Raw genomic sequence first — 23,793 nt, forward strand, 5'->3', positions numbered from 1 at the left:
GCGCCCGATTCGAAGGTGGGCCAGCGCTTATATGTTCTTCGGTCCGGGGCGGTGGGCCCCGGTCTGCCGCCTCTGGTGAGCGCGGCAGCGACGTTGTCGGCTGACTCAACGATATAGTCTTGGGGTCTGCGCAATTATCGGTTTGCGACCCTGACGTGCTGGGCGACGACATGCCTCGTCACGCCGCTTGTTCTCCCCTCTTTCCGGCCTTGGCCGGGCTGCTCGTTTTGTCGTTTCGAGCGGGCCCTGTCGCAGCTGACGGAAAGGGATATCGAGAACGCGCTTTAAAAACCTTAACAGACTTTTTTGTCCCTTGGCCAAGGCTCAAAGCCGCGCCGGGCTTGCTTCGCGGCTCGCCAAGCGAGGCGCAGGCGGCATGCCGCGGGGGCTGTGGCGATGTTGAAAAAAATTTACAAGGACGGGTCGGGATGTGCCGAAAGGCGCCGAAAAGGTAGCGCTGGGCGCAAGATGACCGTGCGGTCACGGTCGGGTTGACGGGCCGGCCTGGACGGGGTGTTCGCCGAGGCGAGCGAGCAACGCATCGGCGCTTCGAAGTTTCTGCGGGTTCTGCCATCGTTGCCGTCTTTTCCTGGCTTTCCGCCATGGTTCTCAGTTGTTCGCTGCCAGCGGCATGTCGAAGGCTCTGTCGATGGGGCCGCCCTGGTAGCGGGTCACGCCCTTGAGCCAGGCCGCGATCATCTGCGGGTTGTCTTCGATCCAGCGCTTGGCCACGCGGCGGCGGTTGGTATTGCCCTCCAGCACGGCGCTCATCAGCTGGTTCTCCGCCGTGATGGTGAAGGTCATGTTGCGAAACAGCCGGGCCAGGTTGGGGCATTGCTGGCTGAAGTTGCCTCGCGCCACCGTGTTGACCTGTGCCGCGCCATAGTTGGGGCCGAAATAATCGTCACCGCCGGACAGATAGTTCATCTTCAGACGCTCGTTCATCGGGTGCGGTTCCCAGCCCAGGAACACGGCCCACTTGCCCAGCCGCTGGGCGCGTTCGACGTGATTGAGCATGCCGCTCTCACTGGTCTCCACCAGGCTGAAGCCCCCCAGACCGAAGGTGTTGTCGCGGATCATGCCCTTGAGCATTTCGTTGCCTTCGTTGCCCGGTTCGATACCGAAGATCTGCCCGCCGAGTTCGTTCTTGTAACGCTGGATGTCGGCGAAGTCCTTCAGCCCGGCCTCGTAGCCCGGCGTCAGCACCGCCAGGGTGTAGCGCACCGTCGGCAGATTGGTGTTCAGCTTCTCGATTCTGCCGCTGTCCAGGAGGGGTTGGACCAGTTCGGCCTGTGCCGGCATCCAGTTGCCGAGAAACACGTCCAGGTGGCCTTCGGACAGGCCGCGGTAGGTGTCGGGTAACGTCAGGCGTCTGACCTGCGTGCGGTAGCCGATTTCGCTCATCACCAGGCGCGCCACCGTGGTGGTCATGGTGATGTCGGTCCAGCCGACGTCGCTCAGGCGTACCAGTTCGCAGCGTTCCGATTCGGCCGCCTGCAACGTGGCGCAGGAGGCAAGGGTAGAAGCGAGCAGCCAACGAGAAAGTCCGTTCATGGAATGCCTCTGTTCGGGCGGCCGGAGCCGGATGGAAGATCCAGGGAATGGCGAATGGCTATTTCACAGCAAGAGGCGGGCCGCTCCGTGAATGAGAAGCGACCTCGACATGCCAGAAAAAGACGTGGCCGGCACGGAGCAAAACGACGCAATTGGATATGCGCGAGTCGATTTCAGACGTGGTCGAGGTGGTGAAAACTTGATCATTGAATCGGCTGATCCAGCCAGGCATCTCGCGAGCCTTGGGCTGACGAACAACGCCGCGGCGTTGATCCCTGCTGGTGCAGAAAGCCCGGCACAGGACGCGATCTGCGAGGTTTTGGTGCGAAGGCGACGAGTGTCGCTAGCACGAGTCGTGACTGATGGGTCATGATCGTTACCATCCATCCGTTACTGCCGGGCAACGGGTATGTAGCACCGCCCGCGGACAGTGCTACCGAAATGCTCAGGGCCCCACTGGCATGCGGTCTGGAGAGGACCCGGTCGGCTCTGTCGTCGCTCAGGGAAGACCTGTCTGGTGCGCTGCTCGGCGAGGGATGCGCTTTTATTGAACGCGCGATCAATTTAGGCATGACCTTTGCCTGGGTATGGATAGCCATCTGGTTCCCTTGAACCAGAGCCAGAATAAAACCGAGGCCCACTTCGAAGTTGGGCTCATACCGTGCTTAGCGTGAGGGTTTCATCGATGTCGCAGTTCACTCAAGGGGCGCAACCCCAGAACCGTGTCGCCCAGTCCATCGGCTTTCTGCTTCTGGACAACTTCACCCTGATTTCCCTCGCGTCGGCGGTGGAGCCCCTGCGCATGGCCAACCAGCTCTCCGGCAAGGAGCTGTATCGCTGGCACACCCTCACGCACGACGGCCTCCCGGTCAGCGCCAGCGATGGTCTGCAGATCACCCCGGATGCCGCCATGCACAGCGCGCCGGCGCTGGATGCGGTAATCGTCTGCGGTGGCGTCGACATCCAGCACAGCGTCAAGCGCGAGCACGTCAGCTGGCTGCAGCTGCAGGCGCGCCAGGGCCGTCAGCTCGGCGCGGTGTGCACCGGCAGCTGGGCGCTGGCCAAGGCCGGTCTGCTCGACGGCTACGATTGCAGCGTGCACTGGGAGTGTCTGGCCTCGATGCAGGAAGCCTTCCCGCGCGCCGCCATCACCACTCGGCTGTTCTCCATCGACCGCAACCGCCACACCTCCTCCGGCGGCACCGCACCGATGGACATGATGCTGCACCTGATCGGCCAGCAGCACGGTCGCGAACTGGCCGCCGGCATCTCCGAGATGTTCATCTACGAGCGCATTCGCAACGAGCAGGATCACCAGCGCGTGCCGCTCAAGCACATGCTCGGCAGCAACCAGCCGAAGCTGCAGGAAATCGTCGCGCTGATGGAGGCCAACCTCGAGGAGCCGATCGACCTCGACGAGCTGGCCTGCTTCGTCGACATTTCCCGCCGCCAGCTCGAGCGTCTGTTCCAGAAGTACCTGCACTGCTCGCCGTCGCGCTACTACCTCAAGCTGCGCCTGATCCGCGCCCGCCAGCTGCTCAAGCAGACCAGCATGTCGATCATCGAGGTGGCGTCGGTGTGCGGCTTCGTCTCCACCCCGCACTTCTCCAAGTGCTACCGCGAGTATTTCGGCATTCCGCCGCGCGACGAGCGCGCCGGTCAGCAGGGCCACAACCTGGTGGTGCTGCTGCCGATTCCCGAGCAGCAGATCAACTCCAGTGCCGTGCTGGCGCTCAATCGCGCCCAGGGCGAATCGACCTTCGCCAGCGTGCGCATCTGAATCGAGCCGCAATGAAAACGGGGCGCCAGTGGCGCCCCGTTGTATTTGGGTCGCGGCTAAAGCCGTCTGCATCAGGTGTAGGGTGGGCTTCGCCCACCCTACGGCTCTGTAGAAGATTGGCGCGCACAGCGCACCCCACCCAGTGGCGCCCGTCCGTAGGGTGCGCCGTGCGCACCGAGGAGTATCAGGCCGGCTTCGGCACCAGCGCCGGCAGCAGATGCCGGCTGATGGCTTCGCGCACGTTGGGCAGCAGGGTGGCGCTGCCGCCGAGCAGTTCCTCCACCAGGTGGCGCAGGGCCACGGCACGCTCCGGGCTGAGACCGCTGACGGCCAGTTCGCAGGCCTGCTCCGGCGAGGCCCCCGCCGGAATGCTCAGGCCCAGCGCGATCAGGCGCTCGCGGAAGTCTTCCTGGTCGATCAGATCGGCGTGCATCATGGTCGTGGCTCCTGGGCTTGGGGCGTCAGCGTAAGACGCCTTCCTCGATAAGTAGTTTGAAGATAGCCTCCGCGCCGTCCTGTGGCGAGACATCCTTGAGCACCTGACCGCCGCCACCACTGGCCTTGGCCGTGGCGGCCTTCATGCGTTCCGCGCCGGTCTTGGCCTTGATCACCTTCAGGCGCTTGGGCCGCGGCTTGGCCGGTTGCAGGCTGGCCTCGGCCAGCAGCGGGTCATCCACCACCGTCACCTCGTGGGCTTCGATCTGCCCGCGGCGGGCCGGGCCGAAGGCGCTCTGGCGCGCCACCGGGGCGGCATTGTCGACACTGGCCACGCAGGGCAGACGCACCTTGAGGCGACGGCGCTGGCCACGCGGCAGCGCCTGCAGCACCTGGGCCACGCCATTCTCCACTTTCTCCACCTCGGCCAGACCGACCACCATCGGCCAGCCCAGGCGCTCGGCCAGCAGGAACGGCAGCATGCCCGAGCCTTCGCCGGTTTCCGCCTGGCTGCCGGTGAGTACCAGCTGCGTACGGCTGCCTTGCAGATAGTCCACCAGCAGCGGCAGGGCGTCGGCGCCTTCGGGTTGCTCCAGCACGTCGAGCTGTTCCAGGCCCATGCCCAGGTAGCCGCGCAGCGCGTCGGCCTGTGGGTCGCCGGCATGCAGCAGTTGCAGATTCTGCCCGGCCAGGCGCAGGCCGAGCTCCACCGCGCGGGCGTCCTGTTCGGCGCGGCGCGAGCGGCCGGAGGTCGGGTGGGCGCCGACCGAGACCAGGGCGACGATATTCAGATCAGTCATGGTGTCCCCGTAGCCCGGATGCAATCCGGGAAAGCTGGTGGTGAACCCGGATTTCATCCGGGCTACGCCGCATCACGTTTTCCTTCCTGGCGCCAGGCGGCGACGCGTTCCATCAGCGCGCGCAGGATCGCCGCCGAGTCGCCGATCACCGAGAGGTCGGCACGCTTGATCATGTCGCAGCCGGGATCCATGTTCACCGCCACCACCTTGTCGCAGGCGCCGATGCCCTGCAGGTGCTGGATGGCGCCGGAGATGCCGACCGCCAGGTAGACGCGGGCGGTGACCCAGGTACCGGTGGCGCCCACCTGGCGGTTACGCGGCATGAAGCCGTCGTCCACCGCCACGCGCGAGGCACCTTCGGTGGCGCCGAGGGCGACGGCGGCCTGGTGGAACAGCTCCCAGTCCTTCACGCCGTTGCCGCCGGAGAGAATGAACTCGGCCTCGGCCATGGGAATCTGCGCCGGGTCCACGGCCACCGGGCCGAGATCCTCGATGCGCGGCAGGCTGTGGGCGACCTTCTCGCCCAGCTCCAGCGGGCGAGCTTCATGGCGGGTTTCGCTGACCGGCTCGGCGCATTCGGCCGCGGCCAGGATCAAGCGGGGCAGGGCGCGCTGGATATCCTGCTGGCCACTGCCGGCGCGGCCGATGGCCTGCTCGCCGGCGACCTGCCAGACGCGCGTGGCCGGGCGCTCGCCCAGCTTGGCGGCCAGGCGGCGGCCCAGTTCGCCGCCACCGGTGCGGCTGTCGGGCAGCAGCCAGTGACGCGGCGCCAGTTGGCTTTCCACGGCGCTCAGGGCCAGTACGCGGGCTTCCGGGGCGTAGCCGTCGAAGGCATCGCCTGCGATGCGCAGCAAGCGGTCGACGCCGGCCGTGTCGAAGGCGCTTTCCTTGTCCTCGCCGAACACCACGGCGACCACGGCGCCGCTCTCGCCGGCCAGCTTGCGGGCCAGGCCGAGCAGGTCCTTGTCATGGCTGGACAGGCGCCCGCCGACCATGTCCGGCACCACGCAGACGTGGAAGGCCGGTTGCTCGATCACATGCAGCGGCAGCTGGACTTCGACGCTGGCGCTGCTGCGCTTGCCGGCGGTGCCCTGCTGAGCGCCGCTGCGGTCGATGCGCTTGAGCCCGGCCGGGCCGATAAAGCCGGCAGCGATGGCGTGCGGGTTCTTGCGGATGATGCCGTTGGGGCCCATCCAGCTGGTCTGGTTCTGGCTCTGCATGGCCGCATGCAGCGGATGCAGGCGGTTGCGGGCGATCCACTCGGCGCGCGGGTCGCGGCGGATGATGTCGCTCATGCTGCGATCTCCTGATCAGGCGCTTGCGTAGGGCGGGTGCAACCCGCCGGACAGGTGTTGGCGGGTTGCACCCGCCCTACGTCTGTATGCAGTCGTTTCATCACTGCACCTCCGCCAGTTCACGCCTGGCTGCCGGCTTTTTTGCCGCCACCTCGACGGGCTCGATCAGCACTTCGGCCACCAGTTCGGCGATGTCCTTGATCTCCGGACGCGGGGCGACCACGCCTTCGAGCATCGCCGTGCACTGCGGGCAGCCCACGGCCACCAGTTCGGCGCCGGTCTCCTTGATGTCGACCATGCGCATGTCGGGAATCCGCTGCTTGCCGGGGATGTCGGTGATCGGCGCGCCGCCGCCACCGCCGCAGCAGCGCGAACGGAAACCGGAGCGTTCCATTTCCTTCACTTCGATGCCGATGGCCTTGAGCACGGCGCGCGGCGCCTCGTACTCGCCGTTGTAGCGGCCGAGGTAGCAGGGGTCGTGATAGGTCACGCTGGTGGCCTTGCTCTGGCCCAGATTCAGCGAACCCTTGCGCACCAGCTCGTCGATAAAGGTGCTGTGGTGCAGCACTTCGTAGTGGCCGCCGAGGGCGCCGTATTCGTTCTTCAGCACATGGAAGCTGTGCGGGTCGCAGCTGACGATGCGCTTGAAGCGGTACTTGCTCAGGGTGGCGATGTTGCGCTTGGCCAGGTTCTGGAAGGTCGCCTCGTCACCCAGACGGCGGGCCACGTCGCCGCTGTCGCGCTCTTCCAGGCCGAGCACGGCGAAGTCCACGTCGGCAGCCTTGAGCACCTTCACAAAGGCGCGCAGGGTGCGCTGATTGCGCATATCGAAGGCGCCGTCACCCACCCAGAACAGCACGTCGGTCTCTTGCTTGTCGGCGAGCAGCGGCAGGTTGAGGTCGGCGGCCCAGTTCAGCCGGCCGCCGGGGTTGAAGCCGCCCGGGTTGTCGGTGGCGATCAGGTTGTCCAGCACCTCGGCGCCCTTGTTCGGCGTGGCGCCCTTTTCCAGGGTCAGGTGGCGGCGCATATCGACGATGGCATCGACGTGCTCGATCATCATCGGGCATTCCTCGACGCAGGCGCGGCAGGTGGTGCAGGACCACAGCGTCTCGGCATCCACCAGCGCCTTGCCTTGCAGCGACACGATCGGCTGATGCGGGCCGCCGCTGTGCTCACCCAGCGGTTTGCCAGGGTAGGGCGAACCGGCGAACTGGGCGTCGTTGCCACCGGCCAGGCCGATGACCATGTCCTGGATCAGCTTCTTCGGATTGAGCGGCTGGCCGGCGGCGAAGGCCGGGCACATGGCCTCGCACTTGCCGCACTGCACGCAGGCGTCGAAGCCGAGCAGCTGGTTCCAGGTGAAGTCGGTGGGTTTTTCCACGCCCAGCGGTGCCTTCGGATCGTCCAGATCGAGGGCTTTCAGACCGGTCGAGCGACCGCCGCCGAAGCGTTCGGCGCGGCGGTGCCAGGCCAGGTGCAGGGCGCCGGCGAAGGCGTGCTTCATCGGCCCGCCCCAGGTCATGCCGAAGAACAGCTCGGACACGCCCCAGGCCACGCCGACGGTCAGTACGGCGGCCAGAATCCAGCCGCCGAAGTCGGCCGGCAGAATCCCGGCAACCGGCAGCGTGGCGATAAAGAAGCTCGCCGCGAACATCAGCAGGCTCTTCGGCAGGCGCATCCACGGGCCCTTCGACAGCCGGCTCGGCGGGTTGCGCCGGCGCTTGGCGACGAACAGGGCGCCGACGAACATCAGCACCGTGGCCGCCAGCAGGGCGAAGCCGAGGATACGGTTGTGCAGGCCGAAACCGTGCACGACGATCGCCAGCACGGCGGCCAGGACGAAGCCGCCGGCGGTGGCCACGTGAGTCTTGGACATGTACTTGTCGCGCTCGACCACATGGTGCAGATCCACCAGGTAGCGGCGCGGCATCTTCAGCAGGCCGCCGATCCAGTCGACCTTGGCCGGTCGGCCGCGGCGCCACATGAAGAAGCGCCTGGCCGCGCCGATGACCGCGAGGGCCAGGGCAGCGAACAGCAGGATGGGGAGGATGGTGTTCAACATCGGTTGGTCTCCTTGGCGGGACCGAGAGAGTTACGCCGAACCGGTTCCCTCCCCCTTGGGGGAGAGGGTTAGGGAGAGGGGAGTGGCCCGCTACCGAGTTGGCAGATCACCCTCTCCCCCCGCCCTCTCCCGCAAGCGGGAGAGGGGGCCGCTTAAAAGTCCTTGCACAGACGCAGGGCGTCGTAGATCGCCGCGTGGGTGTTGCGCTGCGCCACGCAGTCGCCAATGCGGAACAGCAGGTAGCCGTCGCCCGACTCGGACAGACAGGGCTGCGGCTTGATCGCGAACAGCGCCTCGACGTCGATCTGGCCCTTGTTGCGCGAGCCTTCCTTCAGCGCGTAGTACAGCGACTCGTCCGGACGCACGCCGTTCTCCACCACCACCTGGTCGACCACGCGCTCTTCCTTGGCGCCGGTGTATTCGTTCTCCAGCACCGCCACCAGCTTGTCGCCCTCGCGGTAGACCTTTTCCAGCATCATGTCGCCGGTCATGATCACTTCCTTGGGGTAGATGCTGCGGTAGTAGGTGGGGAAGCTGGTGCCGCCCATGGCCACGCCCGGCTTGATGTCGTCGGTGACGATCTCGACCTGCGAGCCCTTGTCGGCCATGAAGTCGGCCACCGACATGCCGGTGAATTCGCAGATGGTGTCGTAGACCAGTACGTTCTTGCCCGGCGCCACCTTGCCGTCGAGCACGTCCCAGCTGCTCACCACCAGGCCTTCGGCCGCGCCCCAGTGCTCGTTCTGCTCCAGGTACGGATGGCCGCCGTTGGCCAGAATGATGATGTCGGCGCGCATGTCCTGAATGGTCGCCACGTCGGCGGCGGTGCCCAGGCGCAGATCGATGCCCAGGCGTGCCAGCTCCAACTGGTACCAGCGGGTGATGCCGGCGATCTGGTCGCGCTGCGGGGCCTTGGAGGCGGTGGTGATCTGGCCGCCCAGGGCATCCTTCTTCTCGAACAGGGTGACGTCGTGGCCACGCTCGGCAGCGACGCGCGCCGCTTCCATCCCGGCCGGGCCGCCGCCGACGATCACCACCTTGCGCTTGGGCCCGGTGGATTTCTCGATGATGTGCGGCACGCCCATGTATTCACGGGATGTCGCGGCGTTCTGGATGCACAGCACGTCCAGGCCCTGGTACTGGCGGTCGATGCAGTAGTTGGCGCCGACGCACTGCTTGATCTGGTCGACCTGGCCCATCTTGATCTTGGCGATCAGGTGCGGGTCGGCGATATGCGCGCGGGTCATGCCGACCATATCCACGTAGCCGCCTTCGAGGATACGGGTGGCCTGGTTCGGATCCTTGATGTTCTGCGCGTGCAGCACCGGTACCTTGACCACTTCCTTGATGCCGGCCGCCAGGTGCAGGAAGGGCTCCGGCGGGTAGCTCATGTTGGGGATGACGTTGGCCAGGGTGTTGTGGGTGTCGCAGCCCGAGCCCACCACGCCGATGAAGTCGATCATGCCGGTGGCGTCGTAGTAGGCGGCAATCTGCTTCATGTCCTCGTGGGACAGGCCGTCCGGATGGAACTCGTCGCCGCAGATACGCATGCCCACGCAGAAGTCCGGGCCCACCTCGGCGCGCACCGCCTTGAGCACTTCCAGACCGAACTTCATGCGGCCCTCGAAGCTGCCGCCCCATTCGTCGGTACGCTTGTTGACCCGCGGCGACCAGAACTGGTCGATCATGTGCTGGTGCACGGCGGACAGCTCGACGCCGTCCAGGCCGCCTTCCTTGGCCCGGCGCGCGGCCTGGGCGTAGTTGCCGATCACGCGCCAGATCTCTTCCGGCTCGATGGTCTTGCAGGTGGCGCGGTGCACGGGTTCGCGGATGCCCGACGGCGACATCAGGGTCGGCCAGTTGAAGCCGTCCCAGCGCGAGCGGCGACCCATGTGGGTAATCTGGATCATGATCTTGGCGCCGTGCTTGTGCATGGCGTCGGCCAGATTCTGGAAGTGCGGGATGATGCGGTCGGTGGACAGGTTGACCGAGCTCCACCATTCCTGCGGGCTGTCGATGGCCACCACGGAGGAACCGCCGCAGATGGCCAGGCCGATGCCGCCCTTGGCCTTCTCTTCGTAATACTTGACGTAGCGCTCGGTGGTCATGCCGCCGTCGGTGGCGTAGACCTCGGCGTGCGCGGTGGAGAGCACGCGGTTGCGGATGGTCAGTTTGCCGATCTGGATCGGCTGGAACATTGCTTCGAAAGCCATTGCGGCACCCTCACGGAAAAGCGGCCTGGGGTCTTTTTGTCGGAAGGCGCTTCAGGGGCGATGGCGTCGCGGCTGAAGCCCTCCTGCATACCTTTGTTTTAGAGCGGTTTGACGCGGAACAGGCCGTGGTCGTGGCCTTCCTGCGAGGCACCGTAGACCTGCTCGGCGACGGTGCGGATGCTGCTGCCCTGGGCCTGCAGAATCTGGTCCATGGCCCCGGCGAACCAGCCGGTGAACATGTAGTCGACCGGGCGCCCGCACTTGCCGTAGACGTAGACGAAGGCCGAGTGATCCAGGCGCACCTCGCAGGTACCGGCCTCGAGGTCGATCGACTGGATCTTGAACAGGCCCCAGCCGCGCTGCGACAGGCGCTTCATGTAGTGCTCGAACACCGCCACGCCGGACAGGCCATGGCACTCGGCTTCCTTCTCGCACCAGTGCCAGGCGGACTTGTAGCCGGCCTTGTAGAGGATCTCGGCGTACTTCTCGGCGCCGAGCACTTCCTCGATGCCCATGTGGTTGTTGACGAAGAAATGCCGCGGCACGTAGAGCATCGGCAGGGCGTCGGTGGTCCAGACGCCGGTTTCGTCGTCGACCAGGATGGGCATTTCGGGGGCGTGGGTGGCCATGTGTTCAAACTCCAGAATTCGTTGTCTTGCGTGTTGAAAAATGTGGGTGAATGCCTGTGGAGCCGTAGCGAGCACGTCGAGAGGACGCGACGCAGCTATCGGTGGGCGCAGTAGGCGCCGCAGGTATTCATCATTCGCCCCAGACGTCGGCCAGTACGCGCAGCCAGTTCTCGCCCATCACCTTGCGCACCACGCGCTCGGGCATGCCGCGCTTGAGCAGGGTCTCGGTGAGGTTGGGGAACTCGCCCACGGTGCGGATGCCCAGCGGGTTGACGATCTTGCCGAAGTTGGTCAGACGGCGGGCGTAGCCCTTGTCATGGGTCAGGTACTCGAAGAATTCCTTGCCATGCCCCTGGGTGAAGTCGGTGCCGATACCGATGGCGTCTTCGCCGACCAGGTTCATCACGTACTCGATGGCCTCGGCGTAGTCGTCGATGGTCGAATCGATGCCCTTGGCCAGGAAGGGCGCGAACATGGTCACGCCGACGAAGCCGCCGTGATCGGCGATGAACTTCAGCTCTTCGTCGGACTTGTTGCGCGGATGCTCCTTCAGGCCCGACGGCAGGCAGTGGGAGTAGCAGACCGGCTTCTTCGACTCGAGGATGACTTCCTCGCTGGTCTTGGAGCCGACGTGGGACAGGTCGCACATGATGCCGACGCGGTTCATCTCGGCGACGATCTCGCGGCCGAAGCCGGACAGGCCGCCGTCGCGCTCGTAGCAGCCGGTGCCGATCAGGTTCTGGGTGTTGTAGCACATCTGCACGATGCCCACGCCGAGCTGCTTGAACACCTCGACGTAGCCGATCTGGTCCTCGAACGCATGGGCGTTCTGGAAGCCGTAGAGGATGCCGGTCTTGCCCTGTTCCTTGGCCTTGCGGATATCGGCGGTGGTGCGCACCGGCATGACCAGGTCGCTGTTATCGCGGATCAGGTTGTTGCTGGCCACGATGTTGTTGACCGTGGCCTGGAAACCTTCCCAGACGGAGACGGTGCAGTTGGCGGCGGTCAGGCCGCCCTTGCGCATGTCTTCGAACAGTTCGCGGTTCCACTTGGCGATGATCAGACCGTCGATGACGATGCTGTCGGCGTGCAATTCGGCTGGGCTCATCAGGCTTGTCCCCTAAACGGATGCGCCGAATCGGTCGTCGGCGCTTTGGGGAGAGCTTATCCCTGGGGGGCAGGGTGCCCCGGTGCAAAAACGACTGGGGGTTTGCCGAAAGCGTCAAGTCGAGGTCGCGAACGGATATGCCAGCGTTTCGTCGTAGGGTGCGCTGTGCGCACCATGGGACGCAGCCTTAGCTGGGTGCAGGCCGCTCGTGACGATCCTGGCTGGGGCTGGCGGCGAAGTGCTGGCGGTAGCAGCGCGAGAAATACGACGCCGAGTCGAAGCCGCAGGCCAGGCCCACCTCCAGCACGCTCAGATCGCTCTGGCGCAGCAGCTGGCGTGCCTTGTCCAGACGCAGACCGAGGTAGAACGCCGAAGGTGTGGTGTTCAGGTGATGGCGGAACAGTCGCTCCAGCTGGCGCACGCTGACCCCGACCTGCTCGGCCAACTCCTCGCAGGGCAGTGGCTGATCGCAGTGGCGCTCCATCTCGCCGATCACCCGTACCAGTTTCTTGTTGTGCAGGTCGTAGCGGCTGGCGATCTGCATGCGCTGGTGGTCCTGGCGGGTACGGATGCGACCGAGCACGAACTGCTCGGATACCTGCACTGCCAGCGGTTCGCCGTGATCCCGGCCGATCAGCCCGAGCATCAGGTCGAGGCTGCTGGTGCCGCCGGCGCTGGTGATGCGCCGGCCATCGATCTCGAACAGCTCCTGGGTCACCTGCAGCTGCGGATAGCGCTCGCAGAAGGCGTCGATCGCCTCCCAGTGCAGGGTCAGGCGCTGCTGCTCGAACAGGCCGGCCTCGGCCAGCACGAAGCTGCCGGTGTCGATGGCGCCGAGCACCTTGACCTCGCGTTCGCGGCGTTGCAGCCAATGCGCCAGGCGCTTGTCGTAATGCGTCAGGGGCTCGAAACCGGCGACCACGAACAGCGCCTGGGTTTCCTCCGGCAGCTCCAGCCCGGCCTCGACGTTGAGCGACATGCCGTTGCTCGCCGCCACCGCCTCGCTGTCCAGGCTGAGCAGGCGCCAGCGGTACAGCTCGCCGCGAAAGCGGTTGGCCACGCGCAGCGGTTCGATGGCCGACATCAGGCCTATCATCGAAAAACCGGGAAGCAGCAGGAAGGCGAAGGTTTGGGTCATGGGCAATCCGCCAGTAGGGTGCCCTTCATTAAGAAGCCAAGCGCCAGCGCCGCGCAAGATAAGGTCGCCATAGGTCAAGCAATGGTCGGCTAAATGGGAATTTTCCGGCGAAACGGCGCGTAAAGTGGCTCCATCGGGACCAATCGATCCCGGAACACGGTGGGGGCCGACAGGCCTCTAGAAGAACGAAAGCAAACCGCTGTGACACGATGAGGAGCACCCAGATGAAAGGTCTTACCGCGCTGGCCGCATGCTGCACCCTGAGCTTGTTCAGTTCCTCCCTGCTGGCCGCCGAAGATGCCAGTTGCCAGAAGGCACGTATCGGTCTGGTCGGCTGGACCGACGTGGTCGCCACCACGGCCGTGGCCGCAACCCTGCTCGAAGGCCTGGGCTATCAAACCACCCAGACCCAGGCCTCGCAGCAGATCATCTTTTCCGGCATCGGCAAGAAGCAGGTCGACTTCTTCCTCGGCTACTGGAAACCGCTGATGGACGACAACATCAAGCCGTTCCAGGACAAGGGCGAGGTCAAGGTGCTCGCCGAGCCGGGCCTGAGCGACGGCATCTCCAGTCTGGCGGTGCCCACCTACCTGGCCGAGGCGGGCCTGAGAACCTATGCCGACATCGCCAAGTTCCGCGACCAGCTGGAAGGCAAGATCTACGGCATCGACCCGGGCACCGGGGCCAACACCACCATCCAGAAGATGATCGACACCAACCAGTTCGGCCTCGGTGGCTTCAAACTGGTGGAATCCAGTGAGGCGGCCATGCTCGCGGCCGTCAGTCGCGCGGTCAAGGCCAAGAAGCCGGTGGTGTTCTTCGGCTGGAAGCCGCACCCGATGAACATCAAGATGGACCTGACCTACCTCACCGGCAGCGAGGACGTGTTCGGTGCCGATGAAGGCCTGGCCACGGTCTGGACCGTGGTCGCCCCGGACTATGGCCAGCGCTGCCCCAACGTCGACCGTCTGCTCAATAACCTGACCTTCAGCGCCGCCCAGGAAAGCGAGCTGATGGAGCCGATCATGGCTCGCGAGGATGCCAAGGCCGTGGCCCGTCGCTGGCTCAAGGAAAATCCGCAGGACCTCGACCGCCTGCTGGCCGGGGTGACCACCTTCGACGGTCAGGACGGCGTGGCGGCAGTACGGGCCGCCCTCGACTGAGATGCGCGGCGCCGCGGCGCCGCCTCCCACTTCAATCATCAGCTGCCGTGCGTGCGCCTCTGGCCGCGTACGGCACCCTTTCGCCTCGAATAAGGATGGAGATTCCATGAACTACGAAGTCATCGTCACCTGCGCGGTGACCGGCGCTGGCGACACCGTCGGCAAACACCCGGCCATCCCGGTCACGCCCAAGGAAATCGCCGCCGCCGCCATCGAGGCAGCCAAGGCCGGCGCCACCGTTGCCCACTGCCATGTGCGCGATCCGCACACCGGCAAGCCGAGCCGCAACGTGGCGCTGTACCGCGAGGTGGTCGAGCGCATCCGCGAGAGCGACACCGACGTGATCATCAACCTCACCGCCGGCATGGGCGGCGACCTGGAAATCGGTCGCGGCGAGCAGCCGCTGGAATTCGGCGCCGGCACCGACCTGGTCGGCCCGCTGGAGCGCCTGGCGCATGTCGAGGAGCTGCTGCCGGAAATCTGCACCCTGGACTGCGGCACCCTGAATTTCGGCGACGGCGACTTCATCTATGTCTCCACTCCGGCGCAGCTGCGTGCCGGCGCCAAACGCATCACCGAGCTGGGCGTGAAGGCCGAGCTGGAAATCTTCGACACCGGCCACCTGTGGTTCGCCAAGCAGTTGCTCAAGGAGGGCCTGCTGGAAGACCCGCTGATCCAGCTGTGCCTGGGCATTCCCTGGGGCGCGCCAGCCGATACCACGACCATGAAGGCCATGGCCGACAACCTGCCGGCGGGCATCACCTGGGCCGGCTTTGGCATCGGCCGCATGCAGATGCCGATGGTCGCTCAGGCCATGCTGCTCGGCGGCAACGTGCGGGTCGGTCTGGAGGACAACATCTGGCTGGATCGCGGCGTGCACGCCAGCAACGGCCAGCTGGTCGAGCGTGCCATCGAGATCATCGAACGCCTCGGCGGCCGCGCCCTGACCCCGGCCGAAGGCCGCGAGAAGATGAAGCTCAAGCGCCGCTGATGATTTCTCCCCTCTCCCATTGGGAGAGGGGCCGGGGGAGAGGGCCTGTGTGCATCCCCCGTAGCCCGGAGGCAATCCGGGAAAACTTCACCTGCCATGCCCCGGATTGCATCCGGGCTACCGGAGTTCACCATGACCTTCGTTACCGACATCAAGACCTTCGCCGCCCTCGGCACCGGCGTGATCGGCGCCGGCTGGATCGCCCGCGCCCTGGCTCACGGCCTCGACGTGATCGCCTGGGACCCGGCGCCCGGCGCCGAGGCCGCGCTGCGCACGCGCCTGGCCAACGCCTGGCCGGCGCTGCAGAAGCAGGGCCTGGCCCCCGGCGCCTCGCTGGAGCGCCTGCGCTTCGTGGACACCATCGAAGACTGCGTACGCGATGCCGATTTCATCCAGGAGAGCGCCCCCGAGCGCCTCGAGCTCAAGTGCGAGCTGCACGCGAAGATCAGTGCCGCGGCGCGCCCGGATGTGTTGATCGGCTCCAGCACCTCGGGCCTGCTGCCCAGCGAATTCTATGCAGACGCCAAGCATCCCGAGCGCTGCCTGGTCGGCCACCCGTTCAACCCGGTCTATCTGCTGCCGCTGGTGGAGGTGGTGGGCGGCGCGAAGACCGCCCCTGAGGCGGTGCAGGCCGCCATCGAGGTCTACCAATCGCTGGGCATGCGCCCGCTGCATGTGCGCAAGGAGGTGCCGGGCTTTATCGCCGACCGCCTGCTCGAGGCCCTGTGGCGCGAGGCGCTGCACCTGGTCAACGACGGCGTGGCGAGCACCGGCGAGATCGACGATGCGATCCGCTTCGGCGCCGGCCTGCGCTGGTCGTTCATGGGCAGCTTCCTGACCTACACCCTGGCCGGCGGCCCGGCCGGCATGCGTCACTTCATGGCCCAATTCGGCCCGGCGCTGAAGCTGCCCTGGACGTACCTTGAGGCGCCGGAGCTGACCGAGGGGCTGATCGACGCGGTGGTCGAGGGCACAGCCGAGCAGCAGGGCGAACGCAGCCTGGATGCCCTGGAGCGCTATCGCGACGATTGCCTGCTGGCGGTGCTGGAGGCGATCCGCCAGACCAAGGCCAAGCATGGCTTCGAGTTCGCCGAGTAACCGCGTCTTTCCGGTGCGCGCGGCGCACCCTACGGGCGACTCCTGTCCAGCTCCCCTCTCCCGTTGAAGGGAGAGGGGGCGGGGAGAGCCTCAACGGAAGCTGAACATGAATCTGCCGACTTATCGCACCACCATTCCCCCCGAGTGGGTGGATTACAACGGCCATCTGCGCGATGCCTTCTATCTGCTGATCTTCAGCTACGCCACCGACGCGCTCATGGACTACCTGGGCCTGGACGAGGCGGGGCGCGCCCGCAGCGGCCACACTCTGTACACCCTGGAGTGCCACCTCAACTACCTGGCCGAGATCAAGCTCGGCGCCGAGGTAGAGGTGCGCACCCAGTTGCTGGCGCATGACGGCAAGCGCCTGCACATCCACCACGGCCTCTACTACCCGGAGGGCGAGGAACTGCTCGCCGCCAGCGAGCAGATGCTGATGAACATCGACACTGCCGGCGGCCGTTCGGCCGCGTTCGACGAGCAGGTGCGGCAACGGCTGCTGGCGTTGGCGCAGGCCCATCGGAGTCTGCCCATACCGCTGCATGTCGGCCGGGTCATAGCCTTGCCCCCGGCCAGGGCCTAGTGCCCGGCCGGCAGGCCAGGATGGCCTGGTGTGCGTCCCCCCATCTCTGACAACAATTTCGCGGGCCAGCATCCCGCAAGGAGACCGCCATGAATGCCGTAGATCCCTCGCTCCAGGCCGCGCCCATCGCCGATTGGCGTACCTACCCGATCAGTGCCGACCTGGTCGGCCTCAACGCTACCCGCGACAGCCTGCTGGTCACCTGGAGCGATGGCCGGGTCAGCCCCTTCCATTACCAGTGGCTGCGCGACAACTGCCCCTGCAGCCAGTGCGTCTACGGCGTGACCCGGGAACAGCTGCTGGAGATCGTCGACGTGGCGGAGGAGCTGTCTCCACAGCGGACCCGCATCGACGAGCAGGGCCATCTGCTGATCGACTGGCTGGGCGGTCACCACAGCCGCTTCCATCCCGGCTGGCTGCGGGCCCACGCCTATGACCCGGCATCGCGCGAAGAGCGCCAGGCGCAGCGTCCGCAACCGCAGCTGTGGGGTGCCGAACTGGCCGAGCAGTTGCCGCGCTTCGACTACCAGGCGGTGCTCGAGGACGACGCCACCCTGTTGCGCTGGTTGCTGGCGGTGCGCGATCTGGGCCTGACCCAGCTGGTGGCGGTGCCGGCCAGCGAGGGCGTTCTGCTCCGGCTCGCCAAGCGCATCTCCTTCATTCGCGAGAGCAACTTCGGCGTGCTGTTCGACGTGCAGTCCAAGGCCGATGCCGACAGCAACGCCTACACCGCCTTCAACCTGCCGCTGCACACCGACCTGCCGACCCGCGAGCTGCAGCCGGGCCTGCAGTTCCTGCATTGCCTGGTCAACGATGCGACGGGCGGCGAGAGCGTGTTCGTCGACGGTTTCGCCATCGCCGAGGCACTGCACCAGGAGTCGCCCGAGCTGTTCGACATCCTGTGCACGACGCCGGTGGAGTTCCGCAACAAGAGCCGCACCAGCGACTACCGTTGCCTGGCGCCGATCATCGCGCTGGATGCCGAGGGGCGGATCGGCGAGGTGCGCATGGCCAACTTCCTGCGTGGCCCGTTCGACGCGCCGGTCGAGCGCATGCCGGCGCTGTATCGTGCCTATCGGCGCTTCATCGCCCTGACCCGCGAGCCACGCTTTCGCCTGCAGCGCCGGCTCGAGGCCGGGCAGCTGTGGTGCTTCGACAATCGGCGGGTGATGCACGCGCGCACCGAATTCGACTCGGCGAGCGGCGCGCGGCATTTCCAGGGGTGCTATGTCGACCGTGACGAGCTGCTGTCCCGGATCCGCGTGCTGCAGCGCTGATATACCCGAAATGCGCGGCGCTGCAGCGCGCCGCGCATGTCCGGCCTACTTCGGTTTGTAAGCGCAATACCCCGGCCGCGGGCCGACCTTGGGATGATGGCGGCAGGTATCCGGGCGCTTGTCGTAGACGGTGCACAGGCGCGTCTTGCGATCGAGGAACAGGCAGTCGTTGTTGGACATGCGGGTCAGGGTGAAGATGCCCGACTTCTGGTTGAAGCGCTCGACCACGCCATCCTTCTGCAGGCGCTTGGCGATGTTCTTCGGTGGCTCGCTGCGCTCGAACTCGTCCACCAGCTCCAGACGGATCAGATCGTTCAGGCGTACTTCCACCGGCAGGGTGCAGCAGCTGGAGATGCAGCTGTGGCACATGTCGGCCGTGTATTTGGCCCAGGTTTCCAGGCGGTCGATCTCGGCGGCGGCTATCAGGCGGGGCTTCATCATGGCTTTATCGTGCGGTCTGCGCCGCTGCTGTCACGGGGCGGCGATGATAGCGGGCGCGCGGCATTTGTGAAGCACCGGCTGGCAGTTGGCTACTTTGCGTTGTGCCTGTGACCTGGGTGGCAGTCGTCTCTCTGTGGCTGGACGCTCGCTGCTCCTATACTGGCAGCCACCTCGGGCTGCCGGCAGGGACGCGAGGACACTTCCACAGCGGTAGGACATAACGCATGCAATGGATCTTCATGCTGGTCGGACTGGTGCTCGGCGCGGGCGCCAGCGAATCCGTCACGGGCGCCATTCTTGGCGGCCTGCTCGGCCTCAGTCTGGGGCAGGCGCTGCGTCTGCAAGGGCTGGAGACGCGCAACGCGCAACTGACCGCACAGCTCAAGGAATTCGCCGAGCGCTTCGAGCGCGGCACGCGCGCCATGCACGAGCGCCTGGTCAAGGTGGAGCAGGGTCAGCGCGATGAACCCGCGCCCGAGCCGACTCCAGCCCAGGCCAGCGTCAATAGCGAGCCGCAAGCCGAACAACCAGTGGAATTGGTGGTGGCGCAGGCCGCCGAGCCGACGCCGGAACCGGAGCTGGACTGGACGCTGGCGCCGGAGATCGAGGCGCCAGCCCCGCAGCCGGCCGCAGAACCTGCACCCGCCGCCGCACCAACTGCTCATCGACCGCCACCCGCGCCGCAGCAAAGCCCCTGGCGCGCGCAGACGCCGCGCGAACCGAATCTGCTCGAACGCGGCTTCGCCGCTGCCAAGGCCTGGCTGCTGGGTGGCAACACCGTATTGCGGGTCGGTGTGGTGCTGCTGTTCCTCGGCCTGGCCTTTCTGCTGCGCTACGCCACCGAAGGCGTCGAGGTGCCGATCGAGCTGCGCTACATGGGCGTGGCGGCCAGTGCCCTGGCTCTGCTCGGCCTGGGCTGGTGGCTACGCCGGCGCAATCCCGGTTACGCCTTGGTGCTGCAGGGCACCGGTATCGCCGTGCTGTACCTGACGGTGTTCGCCGCCATGCGCCTGCACCCATTGCTCGACCCCGGCATGGCGCTGGGGCTGCTGGTGGCGGTCACGCTATTCTCGGCGATTCTCGCCGTGCAGCAGAACGCCCTGGGCCTGGCCGCCGCGGCAGCGCTGGGCGGCTTCGCCGCACCGATCCTGACCTCCACCGGCAGCGGCAACCATGTCGCGCTGTTCTCCTATTTCGCCCTGCTCAATGCCGGCATCTTCGCCATCGCCTGGTTCAAGGCCTGGCGCCTGCTCAACCTGATCGGCTTCGTCGGCACCTTCGGCATCGGCTTCGCCTGGGGCCTGCGCTCCTACACGCCGGAGCTGCTGGGCAGCACCCAGCCGTTCCTGATCCTGTTCTTTTTGATGTACGTGGCCATCGGCCTGTTGTTCGCCCGCCGTACCCTGCGTGACGCGGCGGATGCGCCCGAGACGCGTGACGAGCTGCTGCGCTGGTCGGCGCGGCGTGGCGATTATGTCGATGCCACCACCCTGTTCGGCCCGCCACTGATCGGCTTCGGCCTGCAGGTGGCGCTGGTGCGCCATATCGAGTTCGCTGCGGCGTTCAGCGCCCTCGGCCTCGGTCTGTTCTATCTGCTGCTGGCGCGCATACTCAAGGCGCGCGCCGGCGAGCGCGCCTTGCTGCTGGTGGAAAGCTGCCTGGCGCTCGGCGTGGTGTTCGCCAGCCTGGCCATTCCGCTGGGGCTGGATGCGCGCTGGACGGCGGCGGCCTGGGCGGTGGAAGGCGCCGGTATCTACTGGCTCGGCCTGCGCCAGGGCCGACCGCTGGCGCGCGCCTTCGCCCTGTTGCTGCAGCTCGGCGCAGCGCTGGCCTTCGTCAGTGGCCTGGATCTCGGCTACGCCAGTCTGCTGGAGGGTTCGCCGCTGGGCGCGCTGATGCTCGGCGTGGCGCTGCTGTTCAGCTACTGGCAACTGCGCCGCGAACCTGAGGCGGGCAGCGCCTGGGAGAGGCGCCTGCTGCCCTGGCTCGGCATTGCCGGCCTGGCGTTTCTCTATCTGATCGCACCGCTGCTGTTCGAGGCCCCCGGCACGGCCATCGCCTGGGCGCTGGCGGGGCTGGCGACGCTGTTGGTCGGGCTGCGCATCGCGGCGCCGAACTTCGTCTACAGCGCCTTTGCCGTGCAGCTGCTCGGCGGGCTGCTGTTCCTCGGGCAGATGGCACTGGATTCGCTGTTCGGCGGTAACAGCTTCAAGGCGGGCTGGTTCGGCTTGCTGGCCGCGTCGATGGTCGGTTTCGGCCTGATTGCCGGCATGCTGCTGGCGGCGCGCGACCCGCAGATTCGCGAGAACCGCCGGCTGCTCGGCGCATTGTCGATGGTCATGCTGGTGGGCCTGGTGTTCATCAATCTGGCCGTGCTCTTCGTGCTGCCCTGGGTGGCGGCTGCGGCGGTATGGGGCGGCACGGGGCTGCTGATTCTTTGGCTGGCGCTGTATCTGCAGCAACGCGCCGCCTTCCTGTTCAGCCTGGCGCTGCAGCTGTTCGCCGGCCTGGCCTTCCTCGCCGCCGGGCCGCTGCTGCTGGCAGGAATCAGCGGCGAGGGGCTGTCGCCGTTGGCGCATACCGGCTTCTGGACGCCCGCTGTGCTCGGCCTGGCCGCGCAGATCGGCGCCTGGCGTCTGCACAGCCTGGCGCACGGCGGTCGCGAGACGGGGATCGACGGCGTCAGCCTGCAGCGCCTGGGCCAGCTGTTACTGGCCTGGGGCGCGGCCTGGTGGGCACTGGCCCTGGCCAGCGAGGTGCTGCGCTTCGTGGCGCCGCAGCTGCAGGCAGCTGTTCTGTTGCTGGCGGCGGCGCTGACGACTCTGCTCTGGATGCTGCTGGCGCTGCGCACGCGCTGGCGCGAGCTGTCGCTGCTGTGCAGCCTGCTGGCGCCGGTGGCCGGTCTGATCCTGGCCTATGCCTGGCATCCCTTGCATCACCCGGCGGCGAATTTCGGCTGGCTCGGCTGGGCTGCGGTGCTGGTGGTGCATCTGCTCGCCCTGCGCCGTCTGGCTGAACTGCTGCCGAGCCGCGCGGCCAGCATTGCCCATGTGCTCGGCTGCTGGTTGCTGATCGGCGTGCTGGCGCTGGAACTGCGCTACCTGCTGCTGAGCCTGGCCGATCACTACAACGCCTGGCGCTGGCTGGGCTGGGCGCTGCTGCCGACGGCCTATCTCTGGCTTATGGCGCAGGCGCGTCGCCTACCCTGGCCGGTGGCCGGCTTCGAGCGCGAATACCGCCTGTGGGCAGCGGCGCCGCTGGCGGCGCTGATGCTTGGCTGGTTCTGGCTGGCCAACGCCAACAGTGCCGGCGACAGCGATCCGCTGCCTTACCTGCCGCTGTTCAACCCGCTGGAGCTGGGGCTGCTGCTGTGCCTGGGCGCGCTGCTGGCCTGGGGCCGCTTCGCCCTGCCGCGTCTCGGCCTGGAACCTGCGCGAGCGCTGCAGGTGGTGCAGGGCGTGGCGGGGTTGTCGCTGTTCGCCCTGCTTACCGTGATGGTGATGCGTACCGCGCACCACTGGGGCGGCGTGCCCTGGCAGAGCGCTGCGCTGTTCGACTCGATGCTGGTGCAGGCCGGGCTGTCCATCGTCTGGACCCTGATTGCCCTGGCACTGATGCTCTTCGGCCACCTGCGCATACGCCGCGAGCTGTGGCTGGTGGGAGCGGCGCTGATCGCCCTGGTGGTGGCCAAGCTGTTCTTCGTCGAGCTGGGCAACCGCGGCGGCCTGGAGCGCATCGTGTCGTTCATCGGGGTCGGCGTGCTGCTGCTGGTGGTGGGTTACTTCGCCCCCTTGCCGCCACGCAAGACCGAACCTTCAACCAGCAACGAGCAGGAGCCTGCCGCGTGAATATCCTTCGTCTTGGCCTGCTGCTGTCCCTGTCGCTGAGCGCCGCGCTGCAGGCCGCCGAGCGTGCGCAGGACTTTCGTCATGCCGCGCCGTTGCAACTGTCCGGCGAGGGCCCCTGGTACCGCCTGGAGCTGCCGATCGCTGCGCACTTTGCCGCGCAGCATGGCGACCTGCGCGACCTTCGCGTGTTCGATGCCCAGGGCAAGGTTCAGGCCTATGCGCTGATCCCGGGGCGCAGCGAGACCGTGGCGCATGAACAGGAGCACGGCGTGCGCTGGTTTCCCCTGCATGGCCGCGCCGATGCACAGGCGGCGCCGGCCTTGCGGGTCGAGCGCAGCACCACGGGCACACTGATCGAGCTGCGTGGCGAGTCCGCCGCCGAACCGGACCAGCAACTGCGCGGCTGGCTGCTCGACGCCAGCGCCATCGACGCCCCATTGGTGCGCCTGAGCCTGGACTGGAGCGGTGGCGAGGACGGCTTCCAGCGTTTCAGCATCGAAGCCAGTGACGACCTGCAGCGCTGGCAGAGCTGGGGCGAGGGGCAGGTGGCACGGCTGAGCTTCGCCGACGAACGCATCGATCAGCGCCAGATCGAGCTGCCCGGCCAGCGCGCCCGCTATCTGCGTCTGCTGTGGCGCGCGCCGACGCAGGCGCCGCAGCTGGAGGTGGCGACCCTGCGCAGCCGCCGCCAGGATCAGCAGGCGGCGCCGTTGGTCTGGTCCGAGCCGCTGCCGGCCGAGCGCGGCGCCGATGGGCTGTATCGCTGGCAGCTGCCGCTGGCGTTACCTCTGGAGCGGCTGCGCCTGCCGCTGGCGCAGGCCAATACCCTGGCACCGCTGCGTATCGAGGCGCGCAGCAGCGATCAGGGCGCGTGGCGGCCGCTGGCCAGCGGTCTGCTCTATCGCCTGCCGGAGAATGGCCGGGAGATGGTGCACGACGAACTGGCCTTGCCGGGCTGGCCGGTGCGTCAGTTGCGTCTGCAGCTCGACCCGCGCGGTGGCGGTCTGGGGCCGGAGGTGCCGAACCTGCAGGTCGCCTTGCGCGCCACCCAGCTGATCTTTCTCGCCCGCGGCGAGGCGCCCTATCGCCTGGCACTGGGCAATGCCGGTGCGCAATCGGCGGCGCTGCCGCTGCCCAGCCTGATTCCCGGTTACCAGGCCGAGCGTCTGGCCAGCCTCGGCCGCGCCGAGCTGGGGGATGCGAGCGCACTGGCCGGCTCCATGGGCGAGCCAGCGGCCGTTGCGCAAGGTGACTGGCAACGCTGGGGACTCTGGGCTGTACTGCTACTGGGCGTTGGATTGCTGGCTGCCATGGCGGCCAGCCTGCTGCGGCGCCCACCAGGCGCCTGAGGCGCGCGGTGGGTGAATAAACCCTGTAG

The 23,793-nt window shown here is 66.8% G+C and carries 19 protein-coding genes; 9 read left to right on the top strand and 10 right to left on the bottom strand.

Features of this window, described 5'->3' with window-relative positions; genetic code table 11:
- Nucleotides 1-609: 609 nt before the first annotated feature.
- Nucleotides 610-1,554, bottom strand: a complete 945-nt coding sequence (locus L1F06_RS02605; RefSeq protein WP_011920722.1) for an ABC transporter substrate-binding protein — start codon at nt 1,552-1,554, stop codon at nt 610-612.
- Nucleotides 1,555-1,923: 369 nt separating this feature from the next.
- On the opposite strand from L1F06_RS02605, the gene L1F06_RS02610 reads away from it, so the two are divergent.
- Together L1F06_RS02610 and gbdR are read left to right on the top strand one after the other, a co-directional pair.
- Nucleotides 1,924-2,166, top strand: a complete 243-nt coding sequence (locus tag L1F06_RS02610) for a hypothetical protein (protein WP_252576723.1) — start codon at nt 1,924-1,926, stop codon at nt 2,164-2,166.
- A 73-nt stretch (nt 2,167-2,239) separates the two neighbouring features.
- Entirely contained in the window at nt 2,240-3,334 is a 1,095-nt protein-coding gene (gbdR, locus tag L1F06_RS02615; protein ID WP_004373003.1) for a choline metabolism transcriptional regulator GbdR, read from the top strand.
- Nucleotides 3,335-3,518: 184 nt separating this feature from the next.
- Here the strand turns inward: gbdR and L1F06_RS02620 are convergent, their stop codons facing one another.
- From L1F06_RS02620 to L1F06_RS02655, 8 genes are all read right to left on the bottom strand, one after another.
- On the bottom strand, nt 3,519-3,770 hold the full coding sequence (locus L1F06_RS02620; RefSeq protein WP_004373001.1) for a hypothetical protein: 252 nt from the start codon (nt 3,768-3,770) through the stop codon (nt 3,519-3,521).
- A 25-nt stretch (nt 3,771-3,795) separates the two neighbouring features.
- Nucleotides 3,796-4,569 carry an electron transfer flavoprotein subunit beta gene (etfB, locus tag L1F06_RS02625; protein ID WP_004372999.1) on the bottom strand — a complete coding sequence of 258 codons (774 nt, stop codon included), beginning with the start codon at nt 4,567-4,569 and terminating at the stop codon, nt 3,796-3,798.
- A 62-nt stretch (nt 4,570-4,631) separates the two neighbouring features.
- Nucleotides 4,632-5,864: an electron transfer flavoprotein subunit alpha gene (etfA, locus tag L1F06_RS02630; protein ID WP_004372997.1), complete on the bottom strand. Its 1,233-nt coding sequence runs from the start codon at nt 5,862-5,864 to the stop codon at nt 4,632-4,634.
- Between the two features lie 100 nt (nt 5,865-5,964).
- A complete protein-coding gene (dgcB, locus tag L1F06_RS02635; protein WP_129481916.1) occupies nt 5,965-7,926 on the bottom strand; it encodes a dimethylglycine demethylation protein DgcB in 1,962 nt (653 codons plus the stop codon).
- Nucleotides 7,927-8,078: 152 nt separating this feature from the next.
- On the bottom strand, nt 8,079-10,139 hold the full coding sequence (gene dgcA / locus L1F06_RS02640; protein ID WP_129481915.1) for a dimethylglycine demethylation protein DgcA: 2,061 nt from the start codon (nt 10,137-10,139) through the stop codon (nt 8,079-8,081).
- A gap of 98 nt (nt 10,140-10,237) precedes the next feature.
- Nucleotides 10,238-10,768, bottom strand: a complete 531-nt coding sequence (locus L1F06_RS02645; RefSeq protein WP_004372990.1) for a 4-vinyl reductase — start codon at nt 10,766-10,768, stop codon at nt 10,238-10,240.
- A gap of 130 nt (nt 10,769-10,898) precedes the next feature.
- Nucleotides 10,899-11,876: a dipeptidase gene (locus L1F06_RS02650; protein WP_004372987.1), complete on the bottom strand. Its 978-nt coding sequence runs from the start codon at nt 11,874-11,876 to the stop codon at nt 10,899-10,901.
- Between the two features lie 187 nt (nt 11,877-12,063).
- Nucleotides 12,064-13,014: a GlxA family transcriptional regulator gene (locus L1F06_RS02655; protein ID WP_129481914.1), complete on the bottom strand. Its 951-nt coding sequence runs from the start codon at nt 13,012-13,014 to the stop codon at nt 12,064-12,066.
- Nucleotides 13,015-13,238: 224 nt separating this feature from the next.
- On the opposite strand from L1F06_RS02655, the gene choX reads away from it, so the two are divergent.
- The 5 genes from choX to L1F06_RS02680 all read left to right on the top strand — a co-directional run bounded on the left by choX (nt 13,239) and on the right by L1F06_RS02680 (nt 18,126).
- Nucleotides 13,239-14,177, top strand: a complete 939-nt coding sequence (gene choX / locus L1F06_RS02660) for a choline ABC transporter substrate-binding protein (protein WP_129481913.1) — start codon at nt 13,239-13,241, stop codon at nt 14,175-14,177.
- Between the two features lie 106 nt (nt 14,178-14,283).
- The gene (gene cdhC / locus L1F06_RS02665; protein ID WP_129481912.1) at nt 14,284-15,168 is read left to right on the top strand and encodes a 3-dehydrocarnitine:acetyl-CoA trimethylamine transferase CdhC; all 885 of its coding nucleotides are present in this window, start codon (nt 14,284-14,286) and stop codon (nt 15,166-15,168) included.
- Nucleotides 15,169-15,300: 132 nt separating this feature from the next.
- Nucleotides 15,301-16,266 carry an L-carnitine dehydrogenase gene (locus L1F06_RS02670; protein WP_011920730.1) on the top strand — a complete coding sequence of 322 codons (966 nt, stop codon included), beginning with the start codon at nt 15,301-15,303 and terminating at the stop codon, nt 16,264-16,266.
- Between the two features lie 106 nt (nt 16,267-16,372).
- Nucleotides 16,373-16,849, top strand: coding sequence for a thioesterase family protein (locus L1F06_RS02675; RefSeq protein ID WP_129481911.1), 477 nt, complete (start codon nt 16,373-16,375; stop codon nt 16,847-16,849).
- A gap of 89 nt (nt 16,850-16,938) precedes the next feature.
- Nucleotides 16,939-18,126 carry a gamma-butyrobetaine dioxygenase gene (locus L1F06_RS02680; RefSeq protein ID WP_129481910.1) on the top strand — a complete coding sequence of 396 codons (1,188 nt, stop codon included), beginning with the start codon at nt 16,939-16,941 and terminating at the stop codon, nt 18,124-18,126.
- Nucleotides 18,127-18,171: 45 nt separating this feature from the next.
- On the opposite strand, the gene L1F06_RS02685 is transcribed toward L1F06_RS02680, so the two are convergent.
- Nucleotides 18,172-18,567 (bottom strand): YkgJ family cysteine cluster protein, encoded by a 396-nt coding sequence (locus tag L1F06_RS02685; RefSeq protein WP_011920733.1) that lies wholly within the window; start codon nt 18,565-18,567, stop codon nt 18,172-18,174.
- A 224-nt stretch (nt 18,568-18,791) separates the two neighbouring features.
- Here L1F06_RS02685 and L1F06_RS02690 point away from each other — a divergent pair, with 224 nt between their 5' ends.
- Nucleotides 18,792-22,415: a DUF2339 domain-containing protein gene (locus tag L1F06_RS02690; protein ID WP_129481909.1), complete on the top strand. Its 3,624-nt coding sequence runs from the start codon at nt 18,792-18,794 to the stop codon at nt 22,413-22,415.
- On the top strand, nt 22,412-23,764 hold the full coding sequence (locus L1F06_RS02695) for a DUF3999 domain-containing protein (RefSeq protein WP_129481908.1): 1,353 nt from the start codon (nt 22,412-22,414) through the stop codon (nt 23,762-23,764). The genes L1F06_RS02690 and L1F06_RS02695 overlap by 4 nt, the downstream gene beginning before the upstream one ends.
- Nucleotides 23,765-23,793: the final 29 nt, after the last annotated feature.

It is taken from the genome of Pseudomonas hydrolytica (genome assembly GCF_021495345.1).
Lineage (GTDB): Bacteria > Pseudomonadota > Gammaproteobacteria > Pseudomonadales > Pseudomonadaceae > Aquipseudomonas > Aquipseudomonas hydrolytica.

Coding starts and splice junctions, on each gene's coding strand:
- L1F06_RS02605 (WP_011920722.1), bottom strand. CDS start 1,554: ATGAACGGACTTTCTCGTTGGCTGCTCGCTTCTACCCTTGCCTCCTGC.
- L1F06_RS02610 (WP_252576723.1), top strand. CDS start 1,924: ATGATCGTTACCATCCATCCGTTACTGCCGGGCAACGGGTATGTAGCA.
- gbdR (WP_004373003.1), top strand. CDS start 2,240: ATGTCGCAGTTCACTCAAGGGGCGCAACCCCAGAACCGTGTCGCCCAG.
- L1F06_RS02620 (WP_004373001.1), bottom strand. CDS start 3,770: ATGATGCACGCCGATCTGATCGACCAGGAAGACTTCCGCGAGCGCCTG.
- etfB (WP_004372999.1), bottom strand. CDS start 4,569: ATGACTGATCTGAATATCGTCGCCCTGGTCTCGGTCGGCGCCCACCCG.
- etfA (WP_004372997.1), bottom strand. CDS start 5,864: ATGAGCGACATCATCCGCCGCGACCCGCGCGCCGAGTGGATCGCCCGC.
- dgcB (WP_129481916.1), bottom strand. CDS start 7,926: ATGTTGAACACCATCCTCCCCATCCTGCTGTTCGCTGCCCTGGCCCTC.
- dgcA (WP_129481915.1), bottom strand. CDS start 10,139: ATGGCTTTCGAAGCAATGTTCCAGCCGATCCAGATCGGCAAACTGACC.
- L1F06_RS02645 (WP_004372990.1), bottom strand. CDS start 10,768: ATGGCCACCCACGCCCCCGAAATGCCCATCCTGGTCGACGACGAAACC.
- L1F06_RS02650 (WP_004372987.1), bottom strand. CDS start 11,876: ATGAGCCCAGCCGAATTGCACGCCGACAGCATCGTCATCGACGGTCTG.
- L1F06_RS02655 (WP_129481914.1), bottom strand. CDS start 13,014: ATGACCCAAACCTTCGCCTTCCTGCTGCTTCCCGGTTTTTCGATGATA.
- choX (WP_129481913.1), top strand. CDS start 13,239: ATGAAAGGTCTTACCGCGCTGGCCGCATGCTGCACCCTGAGCTTGTTC.
- cdhC (WP_129481912.1), top strand. CDS start 14,284: ATGAACTACGAAGTCATCGTCACCTGCGCGGTGACCGGCGCTGGCGAC.
- L1F06_RS02670 (WP_011920730.1), top strand. CDS start 15,301: ATGACCTTCGTTACCGACATCAAGACCTTCGCCGCCCTCGGCACCGGC.
- L1F06_RS02675 (WP_129481911.1), top strand. CDS start 16,373: ATGAATCTGCCGACTTATCGCACCACCATTCCCCCCGAGTGGGTGGAT.
- L1F06_RS02680 (WP_129481910.1), top strand. CDS start 16,939: ATGAATGCCGTAGATCCCTCGCTCCAGGCCGCGCCCATCGCCGATTGG.
- L1F06_RS02685 (WP_011920733.1), bottom strand. CDS start 18,567: ATGATGAAGCCCCGCCTGATAGCCGCCGCCGAGATCGACCGCCTGGAA.
- L1F06_RS02690 (WP_129481909.1), top strand. CDS start 18,792: ATGCAATGGATCTTCATGCTGGTCGGACTGGTGCTCGGCGCGGGCGCC.